Annotated in this window: 21 protein-coding genes and 3 pseudogenes; 12 read left to right on the top strand and 12 right to left on the bottom strand. The window is 67.5% G+C overall.

The features are described 5' to 3' along the window. Positions 1-152 precede the first annotated feature (152 nt). Positions 153-611, bottom strand: coding sequence for a nuclear transport factor 2 family protein (locus ACZ39I_RS36575; protein ID WP_467249327.1), 459 nt, complete (start codon positions 609-611; stop codon positions 153-155). Positions 612-669: 58 nt separating this feature from the next. Further along, a complete protein-coding gene (locus ACZ39I_RS36570; RefSeq protein WP_306972165.1) occupies positions 670-1401 on the bottom strand; it encodes an SDR family NAD(P)-dependent oxidoreductase in 732 nt (243 codons plus the stop codon). 87 nt (positions 1402-1488) lie between these two features. On the opposite strand from ACZ39I_RS36570, the gene ACZ39I_RS36565 reads away from it, so the two are divergent. Further along, positions 1489-2085: a TetR/AcrR family transcriptional regulator gene (locus ACZ39I_RS36565; protein WP_467249325.1), complete on the top strand. Its 597-nt coding sequence runs from the start codon at positions 1489-1491 to the stop codon at positions 2083-2085. 98 nt (positions 2086-2183) lie between these two features. Here ACZ39I_RS36565 and ACZ39I_RS36560 read toward each other — a convergent pair whose 3' ends face one another. Then, complete coding sequence (locus tag ACZ39I_RS36560) at positions 2184-2603, bottom strand: DUF1761 domain-containing protein (protein WP_306972143.1); 420 nt, start codon at positions 2601-2603, stop codon at positions 2184-2186. A 102-nt stretch (positions 2604-2705) separates the two neighbouring features. Beyond that, positions 2706-3173, bottom strand: a complete 468-nt coding sequence (locus ACZ39I_RS36555; protein ID WP_467249323.1) for a VOC family protein — start codon at positions 3171-3173, stop codon at positions 2706-2708. 105 nt (positions 3174-3278) lie between these two features. Between ACZ39I_RS36555 and ACZ39I_RS36550 the strand changes: the two genes are divergently transcribed. From ACZ39I_RS36550 to ACZ39I_RS36540, 3 genes and pseudogenes are all read left to right on the top strand, one after another. Then, on the top strand, positions 3279-4238 hold the full coding sequence (locus ACZ39I_RS36550) for a helix-turn-helix transcriptional regulator (RefSeq protein WP_467249321.1): 960 nt from the start codon (positions 3279-3281) through the stop codon (positions 4236-4238). 134 nt (positions 4239-4372) lie between these two features. Continuing rightward, positions 4373-4951, top strand: a complete 579-nt coding sequence (locus tag ACZ39I_RS36545) for a YdeI/OmpD-associated family protein (protein WP_467249319.1) — start codon at positions 4373-4375, stop codon at positions 4949-4951. 128 nt (positions 4952-5079) lie between these two features. After that, a pseudogene (locus tag ACZ39I_RS36540) lies at positions 5080-5328 on the top strand (transposase); the annotation flags it as partial. A gap of 167 nt (positions 5329-5495) precedes the next feature. On the opposite strand, the gene ACZ39I_RS36535 reads toward ACZ39I_RS36540, so the two are convergent. Both ACZ39I_RS36535 and ACZ39I_RS36530 read right to left on the bottom strand, forming a co-directional pair. Then, complete coding sequence (locus ACZ39I_RS36535; protein ID WP_467249318.1) at positions 5496-7391, bottom strand: sensor histidine kinase; 1896 nt, start codon at positions 7389-7391, stop codon at positions 5496-5498. Beyond that, the gene (locus ACZ39I_RS36530; protein ID WP_306972148.1) at positions 7378-8103 is read right to left on the bottom strand and encodes a response regulator transcription factor; all 726 of its coding nucleotides are present in this window, start codon (positions 8101-8103) and stop codon (positions 7378-7380) included. Before ACZ39I_RS36530 ends, ACZ39I_RS36535 begins: the two co-directional genes overlap by 14 nt. 92 nt (positions 8104-8195) lie before the next feature. Between ACZ39I_RS36530 and ACZ39I_RS36525 the strand changes: the two genes are divergently transcribed. The 4 genes from ACZ39I_RS36525 to ACZ39I_RS36510 are packed head-to-tail and all read left to right on the top strand — an operon-like array spanning position 8196 to position 12112. Beyond that, entirely contained in the window at positions 8196-8813 is a 618-nt protein-coding gene (locus tag ACZ39I_RS36525; RefSeq protein WP_352392028.1) for a hypothetical protein, read from the top strand. Beyond that, on the top strand, positions 8800-10089 hold the full coding sequence (locus tag ACZ39I_RS36520; protein ID WP_467249316.1) for an efflux RND transporter periplasmic adaptor subunit: 1290 nt from the start codon (positions 8800-8802) through the stop codon (positions 10087-10089). Before ACZ39I_RS36525 ends, ACZ39I_RS36520 begins: the two co-directional genes overlap by 14 nt. Before the next feature lie 44 nt (positions 10090-10133). After that, positions 10134-10787: an ABC transporter ATP-binding protein gene (locus ACZ39I_RS36515; RefSeq protein ID WP_306972166.1), complete on the top strand. Its 654-nt coding sequence runs from the start codon at positions 10134-10136 to the stop codon at positions 10785-10787. Beyond that, positions 10784-12112 carry an ABC transporter permease gene (locus tag ACZ39I_RS36510; RefSeq protein WP_306972151.1) on the top strand — a complete coding sequence of 443 codons (1329 nt, stop codon included), beginning with the start codon at positions 10784-10786 and terminating at the stop codon, positions 12110-12112. Before ACZ39I_RS36515 ends, ACZ39I_RS36510 begins: the two co-directional genes overlap by 4 nt. A gap of 239 nt (positions 12113-12351) precedes the next feature. Here the strand turns inward: ACZ39I_RS36510 and ACZ39I_RS36505 are convergent, their stop codons facing one another. Next, positions 12352-12750, bottom strand: a complete 399-nt coding sequence (locus ACZ39I_RS36505; RefSeq protein WP_467249314.1) for a YybH family protein — start codon at positions 12748-12750, stop codon at positions 12352-12354. A gap of 226 nt (positions 12751-12976) precedes the next feature. Beyond that, positions 12977-13402, bottom strand: a pseudogene (locus ACZ39I_RS36500) (family 4 glycosyl hydrolase); the annotation flags it as partial. Positions 13403-13778: 376 nt separating this feature from the next. Between ACZ39I_RS36500 and ACZ39I_RS36495 the strand changes: the two are divergent. Further along, positions 13779-14057 carry a hypothetical protein gene (locus ACZ39I_RS36495; protein ID WP_467249312.1) on the top strand — a complete coding sequence of 93 codons (279 nt, stop codon included), beginning with the start codon at positions 13779-13781 and terminating at the stop codon, positions 14055-14057. A gap of 313 nt (positions 14058-14370) precedes the next feature. On the opposite strand, the gene ACZ39I_RS36490 is transcribed toward ACZ39I_RS36495, so the two are convergent. Next, on the bottom strand, positions 14371-15132 hold the full coding sequence (locus ACZ39I_RS36490; protein WP_467249614.1) for a TetR-like C-terminal domain-containing protein: 762 nt from the start codon (positions 15130-15132) through the stop codon (positions 14371-14373). Between the two features lie 282 nt (positions 15133-15414). Between ACZ39I_RS36490 and ACZ39I_RS36485 the strand changes: the two genes are divergently transcribed. Then, a protein-coding gene (locus ACZ39I_RS36485; RefSeq protein WP_373430905.1) for an IS5 family transposase occupies positions 15415-16226 on the top strand; the annotation gives its coding sequence in 2 pieces (ribosomal slippage) (positions 15415-15714 and positions 15717-16226; 810 coding nt in all). Here the strand turns inward: ACZ39I_RS36485 and ACZ39I_RS36480 are convergent. The 3 genes from ACZ39I_RS36480 to ACZ39I_RS36470 form a co-directional block, all read right to left on the bottom strand. Beyond that, complete coding sequence (locus tag ACZ39I_RS36480; protein WP_467249310.1) at positions 16221-16727, bottom strand: adenylyltransferase/cytidyltransferase family protein; 507 nt, start codon at positions 16725-16727, stop codon at positions 16221-16223. The genes ACZ39I_RS36485 and ACZ39I_RS36480 overlap by 6 nt on opposite strands. Positions 16728-16787: 60 nt before the next feature. Then, positions 16788-17822, bottom strand: coding sequence for an aldo/keto reductase (locus ACZ39I_RS36475; RefSeq protein WP_467249308.1), 1035 nt, complete (start codon positions 17820-17822; stop codon positions 16788-16790). 623 nt (positions 17823-18445) lie between these two features. Further along, the gene (locus ACZ39I_RS36470; RefSeq protein ID WP_467249306.1) at positions 18446-19411 is read right to left on the bottom strand and encodes an NAD(P)-dependent alcohol dehydrogenase; all 966 of its coding nucleotides are present in this window, start codon (positions 19409-19411) and stop codon (positions 18446-18448) included. A 109-nt stretch (positions 19412-19520) separates the two neighbouring features. Here ACZ39I_RS36470 and ACZ39I_RS36465 point away from each other — a divergent pair, with 109 nt between their 5' ends. Together ACZ39I_RS36465 and ACZ39I_RS36460 are read left to right on the top strand one after the other, a co-directional pair. Beyond that, positions 19521-20180, top strand: a complete 660-nt coding sequence (locus tag ACZ39I_RS36465) for a TetR/AcrR family transcriptional regulator (RefSeq protein ID WP_467249304.1) — start codon at positions 19521-19523, stop codon at positions 20178-20180. Then, positions 20168-20747: pseudogene (locus ACZ39I_RS36460) on the top strand (helix-turn-helix transcriptional regulator); the annotation flags it as partial. The gene ACZ39I_RS36465 and the pseudogene ACZ39I_RS36460, both read left to right, overlap by 13 nt. Between the last annotated feature and the right edge of the window lie 836 nt (positions 20748-21583).

The following is a 21583-nucleotide window of genomic DNA, read 5'->3' as shown; positions in this document are numbered from 1 at the left end:
CATGCGGTTCGGCTGCAGCGGGCGTGACGGAAGAGCTGCCAGGACCCGAGACGGGCGCCGAGGCGGCAGGATTGAGCCCTGCGACCTCGGTGCCGCGGCCCCGTACCAGTGGTCCAGTGGTCCAGTGGCGACACCATGATGCAGGCTGTTGACTACAGGCTGGCGATGGTGTCCTGCACCGACTTGCCCCAAGCCACACCTTCAGCGTGGGTGTTGGCGAAATCCGGGTCCACGTAGATGTGGACCCTCTTGATGAGTTCACCCTCGAACTCGAACACATTGCAGAACAGCCCGAAGGAGGAAACACCGTCAGGGAAGTCCACGCCTGACGTCGTTGTTCCCCTTTCCACGCCCTCGACGATCACGTAGTTCCCGGATGACAACACGGTGAAGCCCTCGATCTCGTGCTTGAGCGACGCGATTCCCCGGCCGAGACCCTGAGCGAACGCTCCGATCTGCGCCTTCCCACGTGCGATGCCGAACTTCGGGTAGAACATACGAGCATCGTCCGTGAAGACGTCGATAACCGCAGGGTTGCCAGCGTCCACCATGCGGAAGTAGTTGACAGCAATCTCTTCGCGACGCTTCTGAATATCGCTGGTGGCGTTCACTTTTCCTCCTGGTACGTGGTGTGTTGTGGTGCGCTCTCGCGCTGGTTGAAGGGTGCGGTCAGACCTGCGCCAGGCCTCCGTCGACGAACCAGTCGACGCCGTTGACGAAGCTGGAAGCGTCCGAGGCCAGGAACGTCGCCACGGCGGCGATCTCGTCCGGGCGGCCGATCCTGCCGAGCGGCACCTGCGAAGCGAGCTGATGGTCCGGGCCTACGGCGCCGACCAGGCCCGGGGTCTCGGTCGGGCCCGGAGTCAGCACGTTCACCCGGAACTTCCGTTCCTGCGCGCTGAGCGCCCAGCTGCGCACCAGGTTGCGTACTGCTGCCTTCGATGCGCCGTAAGTTGCCAGGCTGGTTCCGGGGGAGAGTGCGTTGGTCGACCCTGTCACTATGATCGATGCGCCGTCCGACAGCAGGGGCAGCGCCTTCTGCACGGTGAAGATCGTGCCCTTCACGTTCGTACCGAAGGTGGCGTCGATGGCTTCCTCTGTGATCTCACCGAGAGGCTGAGGGACAGCACTGCCGGCGTTGGCGACAAGCACGTCGATGCGACCCGCCTCCTCGCGCACGACCGAGTAGAGCTCATCGAAATCCGTCTGTACCGAAACATCGGTCCTCACGCCGGTGGCCGCCGGCCCGATCTCAGCGACAGCCGCGTCAAGCGGCTCCTGACGGCGACCGGCCAGGAACACCCGTGCCCCCTCCGCGGCGAACCGCCTGGCGATGGCAAGCCCGATGCCGCTGCCCGCTCCGGTGACCACCGCCACCTTGCCTGCGAGTACTTCCGTCATAACGCGCCCACTCCTCAATTCTTGACTCGTTCGTCCATAACGCTAGCCGTTATGGACGAACGAGTCAACAACCGGTAGGCTGTCCCCATGGCACGACCCAGGAAGTTCGACGAGCAGCAGGTACTGGACACTGCCCGGGAGCGGTTCTGGTCGGGTGGGTACGCCGCCACGCGCATGGAAGACATCGCCGAGGCAACGGGGCTCGGCAAAGGCAGCCTGTACGGCGCGTTCGGCGGAAAGCAGGAACTCTTCCACCGCGTGTTCGACGACTACTGCACCTCCGTCGTCGACGCTGCGAGCCGGCAGCTGTGCGGTGACGACACGGACGCCTACGCGCGGCTGTCCGCCCACGTGTACGCGGTGGCGGCGGCGACTGCCGCGGACACCGCCCGCCGCGGATGTCTGTTGGCCAAGGGCGCCGCCGAGCTGGCCGAACACGACGAGACGGTGGCCAAGCGGGCACGGGCGGCCATCGAGGCGCTGCAGGCCCTGCTGGAGGACGACATCACGGCCTGTCAGCGCAATGGCGATATCGCCGCGGACGCGGATCCGGGAAAGCTGGCCACGCTGGTGCTCGCCGTACTGCGCGGCATTGAAGCGCTGGGCAAGGCCGGAGCGAGTGAAGAGACGCTGACCGGTATCGGCAGGACCGCCCTTGCTGTACTGCCCCGCCCCACTCACTGAGCTCCCTCAGCGTTGCCGCTCCAGGGTGGGGACGGCCTTGGCGATTGATGATGCGGTCGGGGAGCTGTCCGCGTTGTCTGGCGAGACTTGTGGCCGGGTCAGGGAAGCAGGACGAGGAGCACTGCTGCTCCTGTGCCGGCGATGGTGAAATAGGGCGCGTTGATGAGTCCGTAGAGGAGGGGGCGGGCGAAGACGGGGTTGATCGCGATGTTGAACGCCATGGCGGTGAGGTAGCCGACGCTCGTCAGGAGGCCGAACGAGATGGCGGTTCCGACCGCGTCGACGTCGAGGGCGCTGAGAAGGATCGCACTGGTCAGGACGTTGGCGAGGGAAAGGACGAGCGGACCGGCGATGAACAGCGGTGACGCTGGAGCGGGCGTGTCCGTGTCGCGGCCAACGGCCCTCGCATAGGGCTTGCTGACGACGGCGGTGAACCACACGCCGCCGAGGAGTGCGAACAGGGCGGTGCCCGCGAGCACACCCCACCAGTGGACGTGCGCGAATGCGTCGAGGATCATGTGCTGCTTTCTGGCTTGGTACCGATGTTCGTGCGGTAAGGAGGGGCGGCACCGGTGCAGGGTTCACACGGTGCCGTGAGGCCCTGCACCGGTGCGGGGGAGTCAGTCGGCGTAGGGGGCCTGGACGTCAAGGACCCAGGCGACGCCGAACCGGTCGGTGAGCATGCCGAAACCGGGAGTCCACGCCGACGCGGCGAGGGGCTCGATGACGGTGCCGCCCTCGGCGAGGGCGCTCCAGTAGCCGGTGATCTCGTCAAGAGTGTCGGCGCGAACGGACTGGAAGAATGTCCGGTCGGTGATCGTGACACCGTTCTCCCGGCGCGTGGAGCCGGCCGTCACCGCGATGTCGGTGTTGTCCTGACCGGGGATGTCGTAGGCCATGACACGGAACCCGTCCTCGTTCTCGACCTGCCCGAACACGACCTTGTCAGCGCCGGGAACCTCTTTCGGCATGCCGAGGTCGCCATAGGTGGCGATGACGGTCCGGCCGCCGAACACGGTCGCGTAGAAGTCGAGCGCCTGGCGAGCGGTACCGCGGAAGTTCAGGTGGGTGGTCGTGCTGATAGTCATGATCTGCTCTTCTCCTCGATGGACGCGACCGGCGGGTGCCGTCAGGGATGAGCATCACGTAAGAAGAGGTCAACGACGGTCCTCTACTCGGAGCACACTGAATTCATGATCGGAAGTACTTCGCGGATGCTCGCTCTGCTGTCCCTCCTGCAGACGCGACGGGACTGGCCGGGGCAGGTCCTTGCGGAGCGCCTGGAGGTGAGCCCGCGCACGGTCCGCCGTGACGTGGACCGCTTGCGGGAACTCGGCTACCGGATCGGGTCGATGAAGGGACCCGACGGCGGGTACCGGCTCGAGGCCGGTTCAGAGCTGCCACCGCTGCTGTTCGACGACGAACAGGCGGTCGCGATCGCGGTCGCGCTCCAGAGTGTGCCCTCCACCGGGGTCGACATCGACGAGGCGGCAGCCCGCGCGTTGGCCACCGTCCGCCAGGTGATGCCGTCGAGGCTCCGTCACCGCATCGACGGCATCCGCTTCACCGGAACCGAGACCTCCTCCCGTGTCGATCCGTCCGTGCTGGAGAGTGTCAGCGTCGCCGTCGAGGACCGGCGCACTCTCCGATTCGACTACGGCGGGAGCAACGCCCCTCCACGGAGCGTGCAGCCGCACGCGGTCGTCGCCCGGCACAGCCGCTGGTATCTGATCGCGTGGGATCTGGACCGGCACGACTGGCGTGTCTTCCGCATGGACCGTATGGCACCACGCACCCCGACGGGGCCGGCGTTCACGCCGCGCACGCTTCCCGCGGCCGATGCGCGCTCCTTTCTCGCCGCCCGGTCCAGGGGATCGCAGAGCGAGGATCGCTGGCCTTGCGTGGGCGAGGTCGTCATCGAGCTTCCTGCGCGTGACATCACACCCTGGATCGGTGACGGTGAGGTCGAAGAGCTCACCGAGCGGTCCTGTCGTGTCACGATCGGGTCGTGGTCCTGGGCCGGTCTGCTCGCATCCGTGGTCCGGTACGACGCTCCCTTCACCGTGGTGGGCCCGGACGCCTTGGCCAAGGCCGCGGCGAAGCTCGCCGGGCGGGTCCAGGAATCCGTCTCTCCGCCGTCGCCGGAAGGTTGACCGTCGAGCGGGGAGATCCCATGCGCGCCGAAAGTGTGGGGAAGCGGAGGGAAGTACGGGAATGTGCCAGGGAGTACAGGACAGAAAGTGACCGCTTCGCGTGCGAGGCTCACCCCATGACGAACATGACAGACATGGCGAAAGAGGAGCTGACGGACCGGTTGATCGTGGCCGACGCGCAGGCCTGGCGGACATGGCTCGATGCTCACGAGAGTTCATCTGCCGGGGTGAAGCTGATTCTTGCGAAGAAAGGCACCACGGAACCGACCTCTCTGACCTACGCCGAGGCCCTCGAAGAGGCTCTCTGCAGCGGCTGGATCGACGGCCGCCGCAACGCCGTCGACGCACGCACGTTCCAACAGCACTTCACGCCGCGTCGAACGGCGTCGATCTGGTCCCGGCGAAACGTCACCATCGTCGCGACGCTGATCGAGCAGGGACGCATGCGGCCACGGGGTTTCGCGGAGATCGAACGGGCCAAGGCGGACGGGCGCTGGGAGCGGGCCTACGCCGGACAGGCCGGGGCCGAAGTACCCGCCGACCTCGCCCAGGCACTCGCCGCATCACCCACGGCGGCGGCTCGCTTCGCCGTGCTGACCCGCGCGCAGCGCTACGCCGTCATCCATCAGGTGATCACGGCTCCGAGCGGGACCAGTCGAAGAAGCCGCATCACGAAGTCCCTCACGCGTCTGGAAGGCACCCCGGAGGCCTGACGTCGGTCTGGCCGGGCTTCCGGGGGTGGCAGGGGAGAGGGAACCTTCCAGGTTGTTTCCCAGGCTTTCCGGGCTCCCTATGAGCTCGTAACAGGATCTTGTGGAAGTGCCCTGGTCGGGCGTGGCCGATGCGACGATTCGGCCGTTCGGGATGGTGTGAGCACTCGGCCTTGGATCGTGGACGAGACTTGTGGGCGCTGATCGAACCGCTGCTGCCACCCTGGCCGGAGAAGTCGCCAGGCCCGCCGCCGGTGGCGGATCGACTGTGTCTACAGGGCATTCTGTACGTGCTCCACAACGACATCGCCTGGCAACTCCTGCCGCTGGAACTGGGATTCGGCTCGGGACAGACCTGCTGGCGACGTCTGGACCGCACCTGGACCAGGGCCACGATCCGCGCGCAGTCGGGCGGCAGCACCTCGATCCCCGCCCCTTCGCGCCACAGCGGCCGCATAGCCCGTGTGCAAGATTCCGGGCTGCCCGCCAGCCGTGCCTCGACTGTGTCGGGGTGGGAGAACGGGACGCCGGGGCCCCGCTACGCAGGCTACTTCTTGCGGATACGGACTCCCTGGCTCGCGGCGGTATCGGTCGATAGCGGGCGGCTGTACCAGCCGCCCGCGCCCATGCGAGGCAGCCGCAGGGCGAAGACGGATCCGACTCCGGGCGTGCTGGTGACGGTGACGGTGCCGTTATGGGCGTGCGCGAGCTGGAGGACGATGGCAAGCCCCAGGCCACTGCCTCCGGTGTGGCGGCTGCGTGACTTCTCGGCCCGCCAGAAACGCTCGAAGAGCCTGGGCAGGTCATCGGGGTCGATGCCCGTGCCGGTATCAGCCACCTCGATGACGACTTCGTCACCGACTACGAACGACGAGAGAGTGACGCTTCCGCCCCGCCCTGTGTGGCGTACCGCGTTGGACACCAGATTGCCGACGGCCTGGCGCAGTCGCGCGGGGTCGGCGGTGAGGTCGATGTCGGCCTCGCCTTCGACCGTTAGCCGGACCCCTGCTGTGTCGGAAGAGGCCCGATGCGCGGCAGCGACATGATGCAGAACGTCCCCGAGGCGCACGACTTCGGGGTGGATCCTCAGCTTGCCGGCGTCCGCCGCCGCCAGGTCCTGGAGGTCGTCGATGATGTGCTGCAACAGCAGAGCCTCCTCCAACAGCGAGGTGACCAGAGCCGGGTTCGGTGTGGCGATGCCGTCCTCGGCGGCCTCAAGCCAGCTGCGGATGTTGGTGAGCGGCGTGCGCAGTTCATGGGCGACATCACTGACCATGACCTTGCGCTGTTCCTCCAGCCGCTCACGGCGCTCGGACATCTCGTTGAACGCCTCCGTGAGATAACCGATCTCGTTTCCCGTGCTCACCGGAACGGGTCGGTAGGGGTGGCTCGGATTGCGGGCGGCGTCCGTGAGCGCCTTCAGCGGGCGTACGAGCCGGTAGGCGATCACCGCCGTCACGCCGACGGTGAGTACCAGTACCAGACCGGTGACGCCGATGATGCGGGTGCGGTTTTCTGCTGAGAGGTCGAACTGTGGTGTGTCGGCGGCCCTGGGAGAGGAGAGGTACAGCAGAGAGGCCGGAGCCACATAGGCGCGCAGTTGTGTGCGGCGGCTCTCGACAGTGCAGTCCTCGATCAAGTCGGTGTATTCGTCCGGGGGCAGTTTCGAGGTCCAGGAGAAGTCCGGCCCGACCTGCACCGCGTACTGGCGAGGCAGCGGGAGTTCGCGGCCTCCCGCAGTCAGGCAGTTGCCGACCATGGTGTTGAGCCGGGCGAGGGGTTCCCGCTCGGTGGCGGTGGGTTCATCGAGTGGGAGATAACAGTCGTCGGGCTCCGGAAGTCGGGCAGCGTTGAACTTCACGGTCGGACGACCGCTGGGGCTGTCGATGCGCTGGGCGTTGATTCCCAGATCGCGCAGGCAGGCAAGCTGTTTGTCCGCCCACTGGCCGAGCTGGGAACGCTCGTCTTCGGGCAACAGGTACGGGCCCGTCGCACGAGGGTCGATGCCGCCTGCGCCGACCGGGACGCCGGTGCCGGGCAGCGGTCCCGAGTCCGTGCGCAGCGGGTCGATGACCGCGGAGACCGTCGTGGGTGCGGGAGCGTCGGAGTCGGCGGAATCCACTATCGGGTGGTGGGCCTTCGAGGTCAGGACGATACGCCGCCCCGTGCGTTCCGCGAGGTCGTGTACGAGGGGTGCCACGGTGTCCCAGTCGCGGTGAACGGCGGCGTACCCCAGCAGTTCGGTGTAGACACTGGCGTCATCCGCCAGGACCTGACCCCGTTCCTGCTGGATCGCCTGGGTGGTGGTCTGCACCGCCAGCCAGGCAGTGGCGCCGATCGAGCACACGGCGACCAGCACCGAGGAAGCCATCAGCCGCGCCAGCAGACTATTGCGCAGCGGGACCCCGCGTCGGGGTCGCCGAGGTGCGTCACGGCGAGACATGGCCGCCCCTCTCCACGTGTCCCGTCCGCCCGTCCATCAGCTTGTATCCGACACCGAAGACGGTCACCAGGTGGACCGGCCGCCGCGGATCGGGTTCGATCTTTTTGCGGAGGTTGCCGATGTGCACATCGATGATGCGGCCGCTGATGAATCGGTCGGAACCTCTTGTAAGTTCCAGGAGTTGTTCCCGCTTGAACACCCGACCGGGCTGACCGGCCATAACGTTCAGGAGCGCGAACTCGCCCGGGGTACAGAGAACCGGCTGCCCTGACATGAAGACCTCGTGGCGGACCGGGTCCACGCTCAGCGGGCCCGCGCGCAGAATGTGGCGGTCCGGTGACGTGGCCTGGCGTGGTCTGCGCAGCAGGGTCCGGATGCGGGCCATCAGCTCGCGAGGGCTGTACGGCTTGGTCATGTAGTCGTCGGCGCCCAGATCGAGGCCGCGCAGGAGGTCTTCCTCGGTGGAGCGAGCGGTCAGCATCAGCACCGGAAGATCCGTCTCGTACCGGAGAACGCGACAGACCTGCAGTCCGTCGAGAAGCGGCAGCATCACGTCCAGGACCAGCAGGTCCGGCGGCCGGCGCCGCACTTCGTCGAGTGCGGCGTACCCGTCGTAGACCTCGGTGGCCGTGTAGCCGGCATGCTCCAGGTACTGGCGGATCACCTCGGCCTGCTTCTTGTCGTCTTCGGCGATCAGGACGTGTGCGCACATGTGATCGACCTTAAGTCGCGCTCAAACCGATGAGTCAGGATCCTGTCATCGTCCTGTCGAGATCTTCATAACTACCGCTCACAGTGGCGGTCATGACGAACCTCACCTCCGGGCCACGGACAACCCGTCTGCTGCGCTCGCCCGTTGTCGGTCTCTTCGCCGGAATTGCCACTCTCGCGCTGATCACTGGCTGTGGTGGATCAAAGGCAGAAGACGACAGCGGCCAGAAGTCCGATGTGGCCTCCCTCGACGGGCCGGGAAAGGCCGGTACGGCCGACAGGAAGACGACTGCTCCCGGATCGGAGGGTGTTCAACTCCGCCTGGACAGCACGGAAGAGGAACAGCGGCTCATCAACAATGCGTATTCGGCCTGCCTGAAGAAGAACGGTGTGCCTACGTATTCGAAGAGCGGAGGGGCCCTCGACCCCGGAAGCGAATGGGTTTTTCCTGAGACGAAGTCACCCTCCATGCGCGGTGCCGCGGAAGCCTGCAAGGCCAAGAAGCCCATTCAGCCGCCGGAGTTGGACAAGGAGAAGAATCCGCACTACATGGACGACTTCCGCGAGCAGCTCCAGTGCATGGACAAGCGAGGAGTCAAGACCAACGCGCTCCCGGACGGCAGTGGCTACAACTATGTAGGCAATCTGCCCCCCAACTACAACAGGATCGAGAAGGAGTGCGAGGTGGAGGCGTTCGGTGGCAAGAAGTAAGCGAGCTGTCTCCAGGACCGGCGACGCTACACCCGCGAAGGGCCGGCGGCGGTGGCTGTCCGCCCTGGCCGCCCTCGCAGTGGCCGCAGCAGGTGTCGGCGCTGCCAAGTGGGCCGCTGACGACAGCGGAGCGGGCACCGCGGTCAAGAAGACAACGAAAGTGCGCACCGTCGCGGTTATCAGAACGGACCTGTCCAATGAGATGGAGCTGAGCGGCACCCTGGGCTACGGAACCCCGCTCAGCGTTCAGGGAGCCGCGAGTGGCAGAGTTACCTGGCTGCCGGCCCCGGGCGCCAAGGTCGACCGGAACGAACAGCTCTACCGCATCGACGACCGGCCGGTACGCGTGTTCTACGGCAGCACACCAATGTTCCGCAGACTGGACACACGTGGCCTGGTCGGCCGCGACATCAAGGTGATCGCCGACAATCTCCGGGCACTCGGATACAACATTGGCTCCCAGCCAGGTGTGGGCAGCACGGTCCGGAAGGTCGCCACTCCAGTGCCCGGGCCGGCCGCCCCGAATGCGTCGGCGGCGCCCGAAGCAAAGACCAGCGGTGCCCCCGACGGGCGGACCGACGAGGCCGAAGCGCCGACGCCGACAGCCTCCGCCCGCGAGGAAACAAAGGTGAAAGAGGGGGACGGAGTACTCACTGCGGATCTCATGGACGCGGTCAGGCGCTGGCAGACCGCCACGGGAGCGGCAGCGACCGGCGTACTCGACGTGAGCGACATCGTGGTGACACAGGGCGCCGTTCGCGTCAGCTCCGTCAAAACCCAGCTGGGCGCCGACGCCGCCACCGGCGAGCTGATGACTCTCACCGCGACCACCAAATCCGTAACCGTGCCGGTGGACGCCCCCGACATCGCCTCGGTCAAACAGGGCGCCAAGGTGACGATCAAGCTGCCCGACGCCTCGGAGGTCCCCGGAGAGGTCTCGGTCATCTCGACCGTCGTTCAGACCGAGGAAGGAGCCCCGGAAGGAGCCGCCGGGCCGGCCAAGGTGACGGTGACCGTCTCGCTGGCCAGGACGAGCGCCAGCAAGGTGGCGGACATCGACTCCGCCGCGGTCCAAGTGCGGTTCACCGGACAGACGAAGAAGGGCGTACTGGCCGTTCCGGTCGGCACCTTGCTGGCCCTGTCCGAGGGCGGCTACGCGGTACAGGTGGAGAACGGGCCGCTCCGGCCCGTCGAGTTGGGGATGTTCGCCAAGGGCATGGTCGAGATCACCGGACCGCACGTCGAGGAAGGCACCAGGGTGGTGACGGCCTCGTGAGTCTTCCCGCAGCCCCGCCGGTGCTGGCCGTACGCGACGCGAGCATGGCCTACCCCGGCGGAGTCACCGCACTGGACGAGGTATCGCTCACCATCGGCGAAGGCGAACTGGTCGCCATCGTCGGCCCCTCCGGATCGGGAAAGTCGACTCTGCTCAACGTCATGGGCACGCTGGACCGGCCGACCCACGGCACCGTCGAAATCGGTGGCCAGGACATTGCCGCGCTCTCCGACCGGCAGTTGTCCGCCCTGCGCGGCCGCTGGCTCGGCTTCGTCTTTCAGCAGTTCCACCTCACCGATGGGCTCACCGCCGCGGAGAACGTTGCCACCGGGCTGCTCTACGCCGGGGTGAGCCGCCACCGGCGGCGTCCACTGGCGGTCGAGGCACTGGGCCGGGTCGGGCTCGCCCACCGTGTCGGCCACCTGCCCCACCAGCTCTCCGGCGGGGAGCGGCAGCGAGTCGCCATCGCCCGCGCCCTCGTCAACGAACCGTCCCTGGTCCTGGCCGACGAGCCGACCGGAGCCCTTGACACAGCCAACGGCAGGGCGGTCCTGGAGCTGCTGACCAGACTGAACGAAGAGGGAACCACCATCGCGCTCATCACCCACGACCGGGGCATCGCCGAACAGTTGCCCCGCCGAGTAGAGATCCTGGACGGCCGGATTGTGGCCGACACGCTGACGCGGAGCCACGCATGACCGAAGCACCGACACAGCCCACCACCGGCGAAGGCGGTGGACGCCGCCGACGGGCGCACGGTGGGCCCGTCGGCCGTCGGGCCCGCCCCGGGGCCGACACGGCGGGCGGTGGAAGCCGGCTCGTCGCAGGTACGAAACCCGTACGGCTGGCACCGGCCGATCTGCTGGGCCTCGGACTCCTCGGCATCCGTACCCGCAAGGTCAGGGCGGCGCTGTCCGCCCTGGGCATCTCCATCGGCATCGCCACAATGATCGTCGTGACGGGGATTCCCGCCTCCAGCCAGAAGGCACTGATGGAGGAACTCGTGGCCCTGGGAACCAACGCGCTGCAAGCCAGGCCGACACCGGGCGCAGATCCGCCGGTACTCCTCCCCGAGGAGTCGGTGGACATGGTCGGCCGCATCGCCCCCGTCACTGTCAGCAGCGCTGTCGCCAACACCCACGCCGCCGTCCACCGCTCCGACCGGATCGACGCCGGCGAATACAGCGGCCTGGCCGTGCTGGCGGCCAGGCGTAACGTGCTCCAAGCGGTCAACGGCACAGTCGGATCGGGGCAGTTCCTCAACGCCGCCACCGAGAAACTCCCGACTGCCGTCCTCGGCTCCGAAGCCGCCTCCCGGCTCGGGTTCGCCGAGCTGGACCCGGATGATCCCGCCCCGCAGATCTACATCGACAAACGCTGGTTCACCGTGATCGGGATCCTGGACCCGGTGACGCTTGCCCCCGACCTCGACCGTTCAGTACTGGTCGGCTGGGAGGCCGCCCGTAAACAGCTCCGGTTCGACGGACATCCAACGGTGATCTACGTCAAGGCAAGAGAAGACGCGATCGAGGACGTACGCCGGGTTCTGCCCGCCACCATCAATCCGGAGCTGCCCGGTGTCGTGCAGGTCAGCCGGCCCTCCGACGCCCTGGCCGCGAAACGGGCGACCGAGAACACCTTCTCGGCCCTGTTCCTGGGACTCGCGGGAGTCGCTCTGCTAGTCGGCGGCATCGGGGTGGCCAACACCATGTTCATATCCGTCCTCGAACGCCGCCGCGAGATAGGACTGCGTCGAGCCCTGGGTGCCAACCGGGGCCAGATCAGAATCCAGTTCCTCACCGAATCCGTCGCCCTCTCCACCCTGGGCGGTGCGGCAGGCACCCTGCTGGGCAGCCTGGCCGTCCTCGGCTACGCCGCCTACCAGGACTGGCCGCCGGTCATTCCCCCGACCGCAGTGGGCAGCGGATTCGCAGGTGCGGTCCTGGTCGGCATGGCTGCCGGCGTCTACCCGTCGATCCGCGCCTCACGGCTGACCCCCACCGAGGCACTGGCGACGACCTGAGCGCAGGCCCGCGCCCGATGTACCTTTCGGCGATCCACGACGTCTCCGCCCACAAGAGTTGACTGGTTTCCACGAGCGGTTCGAGGTTCGGCGAGCACGGCCGGCACTGCGATCTGTCCCTGTGCGGTCGGCTCGGGGCGCGGTGACGTCGTTGCCGTCATTCCGTTTCCCGGAGCCGCCGACACCGTGCTGCGGGCGCGCCCAAGATGCGCTGCATCCGAGTCGAGTACTCGATCCACTCACCCGGGCACCGTGTCGCCATGGCGATGGGCGACCTTCCACTCGCCCTCTTCGCGGCGGCACACCTGTGTGGCCCGCAATGTGTAGGTGCGCGGTTCTCCGTCGACGGAGACGGAGGTGTGCTCGAGACCGACTGTGTAGGCCATGTCCCCCGACACGTCGTACGTCTGAAGGTCGAACACGTACGAGGTGCACTCGGAGAAGCTCTTGCCGAGCGTAGTGAAGAGCTTGTCGAGTTCCTGCTGGCCGCTGGCGTTGCGCCACGCTCCCAGGACGCTCACGGGCTCTTTGCGCGACCACAGCGCCCGGCGGGGGTCCGCATTGCCGTTGTGCAGCGCAAGCTCCGCCTCGTACAGGGCGGTCTTGACCCACGCCAGGAAATCATCACGGTCGGCCATGGCTTCATCTTCCGTCGATTCCTCGCCGCGGTGGAAGCAACGCCAAGAGACTTCAGCCGGAATGGCGTTGTGTATGGAGTCGAACGCGGCATGGCACCGCTGAATCGCTTGGTCCGTCCCAACCGGTGAGCGGAAGACACCGGGCTGCTTCGTGGAAGTCGCCTTCCTGTGGCTGCACCGCACCACGGCCCGGGCACGCCTCCGCCGGTGGTTCTCGGGCACCGGGCCGGTCCATGTCGTCGCACAGGCGCCAGATGTCCTCGACGGGGAGGGTGGAGGCTGTGGCGGGGTCGGTCATCGCCGCATGCTTGATGTGCCGCGGCTCGTTCTCGATCGCGGCCCGCACCACCAGGTCGTTCGCGCTCAGGTACGTCCGGTTGAGCGCCGCCAGTTGGGGTGGCAGAGAGCCGACGCGGGTGGGCTGGACGCCGAGTGAGTCCACCAGACACGGCACCTCCACGACGCCGTGCGTCGGCAGGTTGTCGATCAGGGCCCGGTTGGGGACGTTGCCGTAGACCGTGCGCGGGGTGCCGGTGACCATGCTGTGGATGATCTGGGGCGCGTACTCCATCGTCCCCTCGACGGTGATCGGCGCCCCGACGGTGAGCGCGTCGCGGGTTTTCTCGTAGGCGGCCACGTTCTCGTCGACGATCTCCGGTGGCCGCCGGCCCCCCACCTCCGGTTTCCCGCACCGCCGCGCGGCGGCCGAAACCATAAAGCCGAAAACACGGAGACCGCGGGCCGGCCGGAGCGGCCGTGCACCTTAGTCGCCCTCCAAGAGGGCGGGGAGCTGAACGCGCCGACGGATACGCGCACCCCCGTGACGCCGGCATCGCACCGTCGTTGAACAGCACGACTCCACACACCGGGCCCCGGGGACGATTCTTCCGCCGGGGCCTGTGGCGTTTGCGGCCCCGGGTCAGCAGACACCAGCAGCCTGCGCGCTTCGGGAAGGCCGTCTCAACGAGAAGGAAGGCTCTCTCAAATCGCCCGTGTCTGACCGCTCGCAGCAGTCGTTGCCCCCGTGCATGCCCAAGATCTTCACCCGAGCCCTCGGAACCGCGGCCGTCGCCGGCGCCGCTCTCATTGCCACGGCCGCCCCCGCGTCGGCCAACACCATCGGGGAAAACGTCGGTGCCCTCCTGATCGGCAGCCAGAACCAAGGCGCCAACGCCGGCAACGACGGTTCAACCAGCAGTAATGGCAACAGCAATGGCAACACCCTCGCCAACAACATCGCTGACCAGTCCAATGTCGCCCTCGTCAACACTGCGAAGGTGGCGGAAGACGTGCTCGTTACCGCCTGAGGCCAGTGGCGCAAGACGCGGACGCGGTCGGTCTCAGCCGTGTCCGCGCGGCGCTGGCCGTGCTCGCACGATCGGTCCCTCCACTGGCTTTCTGCCGAGCGTTCCGCCGAATCCGCCGACTGTCATCACACAACTTAGGGCCTGCCGGGAATCAACACGTCGGTTTGATCTTGGTTTTGTCCGGGGCGAGGAATCTGGCGATGTCTTCCGGCGTGCGGAAACGGGCTGCATGTACGAGGTGCCTTCGTGCCAGCCTGCTGTGGCTGGACCTGAACACCGATGAGCGTCCTCCAGCAAGGCCGTGCTCGGGCGGTCACCGGCGTGCTGGGCGCTCAGCTCGATCGTGGGTCGCGCTCAGGAGAGCTCGCCAGCGTGGTAGCTCGGTGAACGGGACGACCAGGCACAGGACAGTCACTGTTGCGGCGATCCATGTGCCCCACAGTGCCCACGCGGAGGCTGCCGCCGCCACCAGGTGGAGCACGACCAGCAGGATGGTGACGATGCCCGGCACCGCGACGGGTGGTTCTGCGCCGGGCCGGTCGCCCGGGGTGCTGAATATGGCGGGCAGCCCGATCAGCAGCACGACGGCGCCGATCGCCAGCGGGATGGAGTGCGGCCACAGGGCCCAGGGGGTGCACACCCAAGCGGTCACCTCGGCGGCGACGCGCACGCCGCCTCGGAGGTAGTCGTGCCCCGGCGGCCGTTGCGTCTTGGTCCTCACGGTGCTTGATGCCTGGGGGCTGGAGGGGGAGGGGTCGGTGGCGGCCATGTCATCCTTCAAAGGCGCGGTCAGGAGGGTCGCCTGGAAGCCGGCGATCAGGGTGTCGATGAGGAAGTGGAAACTCCGCGTGACGTCGCGGGGCATCTGGAAGCCATTGGTGCCCTCGAGGGTGACGAACCCGTGGAGTGCTGATCGCATGGCGCGTGCGGAGTCGACCACGCGCGCGTCGGGCAGGCCGAAACCGGCGAGGACGTCGAGCAGAACCTGCAACGCCTCTTCGCTGACGCGGCGGTCCTCCTCGTCACCGGCCACCGGGGCGGGGACGGTGGCGGCGTAGCGGCCGGGATGCTCCAGGGCTGGGCGAGTGGGACATTCAGCAGGGCTTCGTCTGGGAACGTGATCCCCTCTGGCGCTCCTTCGCTAGTGCCCTGGATTTCGTCGGGAACCTGCTGGCCTCACCACCTCCTTGGATCGCGATACTGCCGGGCGGCGACGAGTGGGAAGTAACCGATAGGGACCCGGATTTCCCCGGGACGCTCGTAAGACCTCGTAACGCGATCTTCAGTGAGTGTGCTGGTCGAGCGTGTCCAGTGTGATGATCTGGCCGTTGATGGCTGTGTGAGTACTCGGCCTTGGATCGTGGACGATGACCTGTGGGAGCTGATCGAGCCTCTGCTGCCGCCCTGGCCCGAGCGGTCGCCAGGGCCGAAGCCGGTGGACGACCGGCTCTGTCTGCAGGGGATCCTGTACGTCCTGCACCAGGACATCGCCTGGCAACTCCTGCCCCCGGAGCTAGGGTTCGGCTCCGGACAGACCTGCTGGCGCCGCCTGGACCGCTGGCAACAGGCAGGCGTCTTCAGGCAATTGCACCGGATCCTGCTCGCGAAGCTGCACGCGGCTGGTGAACTCGACTGGTCCCGCGCGTGCGTAGACGGTTCCCATGTCCGCGCGAAAAAGGGGGAGCCGCAACTGGCCCGTCACCGGTCGACCGGCGGAAGACTGGCAGCAAACACCACTTGATCTGCGACGGGAAGGGAACCCCGCTGCACGTCATCACCACCGCCGCGAACGTCAACGACATCACCCAGACCCTCGCCCTGGTCGACGGCATCCCGCCGGTGGCCGCACGTCCCGGCCGTCCCCGCCGACGTCCCGATGCCGTACTCGGCGACAAGGCGTACGACTCCCGGGCCATGCGCCGCGAACTGCGCAGGCGCCGGATCCTGCCGGTGATCTCCCGCAAGGGCTCCCCGAATATCAAGGGCCTGGGCAGGATCCGCTATGTCGTCGAGCAAACTTTCGCCCTGCTTCACCAATTCAAACGCCTCGCCGTCCGCTGGGAACGACGCCTCGAACTCCACGAAGCCTTCGTCTTGTTGGGCTGCAGCCTCATCTGCTTCAGGCGGCTAAAGAAGGCCAGATCGCAGGACCGCGTTACGAGCTTATGAGGTCGCCATGCCCCCTGATGAAGGGGACGCCGCACGACACCGTCGGATGAGCTCGGTCGTGGAGACGCCGGATGTGTACCGCACAAGGCGCAGCTTCCCCGCGTCGGCCACTGGACCGAAGACTTCTTCGAGCGCGTCAGCCGTGAGGTCGTCCCCGTGCACGACCACGTCGATGCCGTGCCGGTCCAGGAACTCGTTCGTGACACGGTAGGGCGCGTTCGGAAGCACCACGTCGACGTACCGGCATGCCTCGATCACCTCCACCCGCTCCGCCAGCGTCATGATGGGCTTGCGCTTGTACGCGGCCACATCCTCGTCAGAGAGCACTCCGACGATCAGCCGCTCCCCGAAAGCTCGCGCGGCCCTGAGTAGAGCGACGTGCCCCGGGTGAAACAGGTCACCGACCATGTCGACGTAGACGTTCCCGTGCTCAGTCATGCCTGTTGCCCTCTCGACGGCTCCAAGCCGATCAAGACTGGGCCAACCGCCCCGCTCCGTCAACCACCCATCATCGACACCGAAGCGGCTAAAGAAGACTCGTCCAAGATCCTGTTACGAGCCCTATGCAGCACTGCGGTCGGCCGCCGGGCGACGCCGTAGGGCTGCGTTTTCGATCGCGGGCGGCCGATGGCCGACGTCCATCACACCGATATCGGTGCCGGGAGGGGCGATCCGGTCGATGCAGTCGAGGACATCGTCATCGAGGCGTGTCTCCGCTGCGTCGAGCAGGTCTTCGAGCTGGTCGAGTGTTCGGGGTCCGATGATCGCGGACGTGACCTGCGGGTGCGCGACAACGAACGCCATCGCCAGGTGCGTCATCGGCAAGCCGGCCGAATCCGCCAGCGGGACCAGTTCCTCGATCGCGTCGAATTTGTGCGGATCGGTCATATGACGGGGTCCCCACGCCATACGGCCCGCCGTCACGGGGGTCTGCTGATCCCGGCGGTACCTGCCGGTGAGAAGACCCCAAGACAGCGGGCTCCATGTCAGCACTCCCATGCCGTACTCGCCGCACACCGGCAGCACCTCGCGCTCGATGCCACGGGCGAGGATCGAGTATGTCGGCTGCTCGGTTCGCAGTCGTGCGAACCCGCGGCGTTCGGAGATCCACTGCGATTCGACGATCGTCGATGCGGGGAAGTTCGATGAGCCGATCGCCCGCACCTTTCCGCTGGTGACCAGATCGGTGAGGGCGGAGAGGGTCTCGTCCAGGTCTGTCTCGGGGTCGAAATGGTGGATCTGGTAGAGATCGATGTGATCCACGTCGAGTCGGCGCAGGGACTCCTCGACGGCAGTCACGATCCACCGACGTGACGCGCCCCGGCGGTTCGGGTCCTCGCCCATCGGACCGGTGAACTTGGTGGCCAGCACGACCTCGTCCCGACGGCCTCTGATGGCGGTCCCGACGATCGTCTCCGTCTCGCCACCGCCATAGACGTCCGACGTGTCGATGAAGTTGATCCCGCTTTCCAGGGCCCGGTCCACGATGCGTCGGCAGTCGTCAGGATCCGGGTTCCCGGCAGGACCGAACATCATGGTGCCGAGGCAGTAGGGACTGACACGGATGCCGGTTCGGCCGAGTGTGCGCATCTTCATGCTGGTTCTCCGCAGTGAGCAGGTGACAGGGAATTCCCGTCACGTCGGGTAAGCGCGCATCAGGCCGCGCGCACCCGTCTCCTCAACATTGACGAAGGAAGAGGTCAGTGCGAGTCCTCTACATCACCGACGTCCCGGGTCGACTGCCTTTCTCCCCGCACGTGCCGGGGAGCTCCGGTCCTGGCGGCGCGGTAGCCGCTCGGCGCGAGCTGCACGCCTGCCTTCCCCGGCACCGCGGATCGGGCCGACCCTCACCGACGCCCCGGCCAACCTGGACCACCACGACGCCTGGGCACACCGCGACGCCGAACGCCGACGCCAGGAACAGCAGGAACGGGAACAGGAACGCGCCCGGCAGCAGACACGTAAGCCCGGCTGGGACAGAGGCGCGAGGCCTGGCGGGCGCAAGGCGACGAGGACGATGAACCCGCACCTGTGCCAATCCCCGGACGATGAAGGCCGTCGCTTTCCCCAGTGCCACACCGACCTGTAGCTGATCCCTACCACACTGCGCCAGGCCCTCTTCAAGCGCTCGAAGAAGCAGCCTGGCATCCCCTTGGGATGTGCGCTCGGGCGGACGTTCCCACCGGGTGCTGTTGCTGCCTGGCTCGTCTGCAGTACGGCTAGTCGACCCTGACCACGTACTTGCCCCGCACCCCGCCCGCCTCCAGCGCCCGGTGTGCCGCCGCTGTCTCTTCCAGCGGGAAGACCGTGTCCACCGCCGGCCGCAGCTTCCCCTCCGTCACCTGGCGGGCGAGGTCGTCGAAGAGCGCACGTTGGGGGTTGCCGCTGAAGAAGCGCACCCGGCCGCGTCCGTGGACAGCGCTGGCCGCGATGCAGCCCAGCGAGGCGGCGGGCCGCGTCAGGTCGAGGGCGATGGTGACCATGCGTCCGCCAGGCTTCAGCAGCCGCCGTAGGCTACGCAGGTCGGTGCCCGCCGTGTCGAGGACCACGTCGAACAGTCCCAGTTCCGCGGGGGACACGGTCCGGTGGTCGGCGGCATGGTGGGCACCGAGCGTACGGACGAAGTCGAGGTTGGCAGCGCGGGCCAGGGCCGTGACCTCGGCGCCGTACGCCTGTCCGAGCTGGACGGCGGCGTTGCCGACACCGCCCGCCGCACCCCGTACGAGCAGCCGTTCGCCGGGGCGCAGCGCGGCCTTGTCGCGGAGGGCCGTGACGGCCGTGGTGGCCACCGGCAGCGCGGCGGCCGCCACGAGGTCCAGCCCGTCCGGGACCCGGCCGAGCCGCTCGGGCCGTACCGTCACGTACTCGGCAGCGCTGCCGAATCCGGAGCTGCGGCCCAGGACGCCCCACACCTGGTCGCCGACCGCTACGCCGGTCGCGCGGGTGCCGAGTGCGGCGATTTCGCCAGTGAAGTCCAGCCCGATGCGCTGCGGGAACTTCCGGCCGGTGAGGAGGCGGGCCCGACCGGAACGGGCGGCCAGTTCGACGGCGTTCACGCTGAACGCGTGCACGCGCACGAGAACCTCGCCGGGTGCCGGTCCAGGGCGTGGCAACCGGCCCACATACAGCGCCTCGGGGCCGCCGAAGCGGTCGAACAGTACGGCTTTCATCGTGCGGTCGTCCATCGTTGGGTTCTCACCTTCGCCACCAGTGGCCGTGCGGGGGGATCGTGGCGCCGAGCGTAGGCTGGCAAGCGGACGAGATCGTCCATTTGACCGGAGGTGAGAGACAGCGGTGGGGGAATCCTCTCGGATCGCGGGGCAGGACAGTCTGCGTGCGGACGCCCGGCTCAACCGGCGGCGCATCCTCTCGGCTGCCCGCGTGGTTTTCGCCGAGCACGGCATCGACGCGCCCATGGCGACCGTGGCCCGACGGGCGGGGGTCGGCGTGGCGACGCTGTACCGGCGTTTCCCGACGCGGGACGCCCTGGTGCGGGCCGCGTTCGCGCACCAGATGGACGCCTGTGCTCGGGCGCTCACCGAGGCGCTGGCCGACCCCGATCCGTGGCAGGGTTTCCAACGGCTGGTCGAGACGGTCTGCGAACTACAACGGGAGGAACGGGGCTTCCCGGCCGCGTTCGTCGCGGCCTTTCCGGACAGTACGCGAGAACACGCGCGGCTACGGGAACAGGCCGAGCGGGACTTCATGATCCTGGTCCGCAGGGCTCAGGCGGCGGGCGCGCTCAGGCCCGACTTCCACCCCTCCGACCTTGCCCTGGCCCTGTTGTCCCACTGCGGTCTGGTCACGGCACTGCCAGGTGACCGCGCGGCGTCCCGGCGTCTGGTGGCGTACTTGCTCCAGTCGTTCCGCGCCGAGGCGGCCCACGGAGCGCTGCCAGCGCCGAGCGCACTGTCGCTGCGCAGTCTTCCGCTCGCTACACAGACCCGGTCCTGATGGACCTGAGCCGCGCCATCCACGCCCGCGAGGAACTGCGCTTCGACTACGCCCCAAGCACCTCGGCCGATGACGTCCGCCGCGTACAACCCCACCACCTGGGTCACCTGGCGTCATCGCTGGTACCTCGTGGCCTGGGACCACCACCGCGAGGACTGGCGTACCTTCCGCGTCGACCGCATCCGGCCCCGCACACCCACCGGCCCCCGCTTCACCCCTCGTGACCTCCCCGGCGGCACCGTCTCCACCTTCATCACCAGCCGATTCCGCGGCAACGACGACGGCACCGCCACCGACTGGCCCTGCCAAGGCGAAGTCATCCTCCGCCTCCCGGCCGCCGATGTCGCGCCCTTCACCCGGGACGGAATCGCCGATGTCGCGCCCTTCACCCGGGACGGAATCGTTGAGGAACTCGGCTCCCGTCGCTGCCGGCTCATCCTTGGCTCCTGGTCATGGACCGGACTCGCCGCCGCCATCGGCCGCTTCGACACCGAGATCGAAGTCATCGGCCCACCCCGACTGGCCACCGCATGCGGTGACCTCGCCGCCCGCTACGCCCACGCCGCACAGCTGTGTGCCATTGAGGTCTTCACTGCGCTGCAGGAGCCACGGCCGGGAGACGTGCTGATCGACCTGCCGGACAGCGAGAACTCCACCGTTCGCGGGCGGCCGAAGCCTTGGCCTGGAGATCCAGTGTGCGGTGCCGGAACTTCAGCGAGCCCATGAAGCCTTTCGCCAGCGAGGCGAAGCCCCGGACGATAGCGAAGGAGTGGCACTTCGCGGTGCACTGCGTGATCTCGGTGCCCGTAACGTCGTGGTCCCGCCCCGGGCCGCCGCGTTGCGGCGCTCGCTGGTGAACTTGGATCCGGCATGGCCGACAGTTCACCGCGCCGAAGTCAGGTCAAGCCCGGCGGTGGGACCTTCGGAGGCCATGGTCCGGACCTCGACTGGAAGATTGACCGCCGGTTGCCCTGGGGTCGGATTGTGGCCGACTGCCGGGACTGGGCCTTGCTGGCAGTCGAAGCAACCGACAAGGCTCCAGATTTGGTGGCAACGATTTGCTGGATCGATGCCTCGGACCTGCGATGGTCAGTGGCTCAGTCGGCAGCTACTGCCAATTCCTCTATGTCACGACCGACTCCGTACCGCGGCGGATGATCCGCAACAGCCGTCTGCCCTCGCCTGCGTCGATCTCCCGAACCCGTGCTCGCTCTGCCGCCCGCATAGCCTTGCGGGCCGCCGCCGCCCGAGCCATCACCCGGGCGGCGCGTCACATCGCAACAGGGCGAATACTGCCGTGATGCGGCGCTAGTAGGGCTTGGTCAGGTCCGTATCGGTGTGGGTATGTCGCGGTGGCAGGTGGGGCAGGCACCGGTCCAGGCGGCGAGAAGGGTCTGGAGTTC

Source organism: Streptomyces sp. NPDC024687 (genome assembly GCF_055559055.1).
This window is presented reverse-complemented; position numbering and strand designations above follow the sequence as displayed.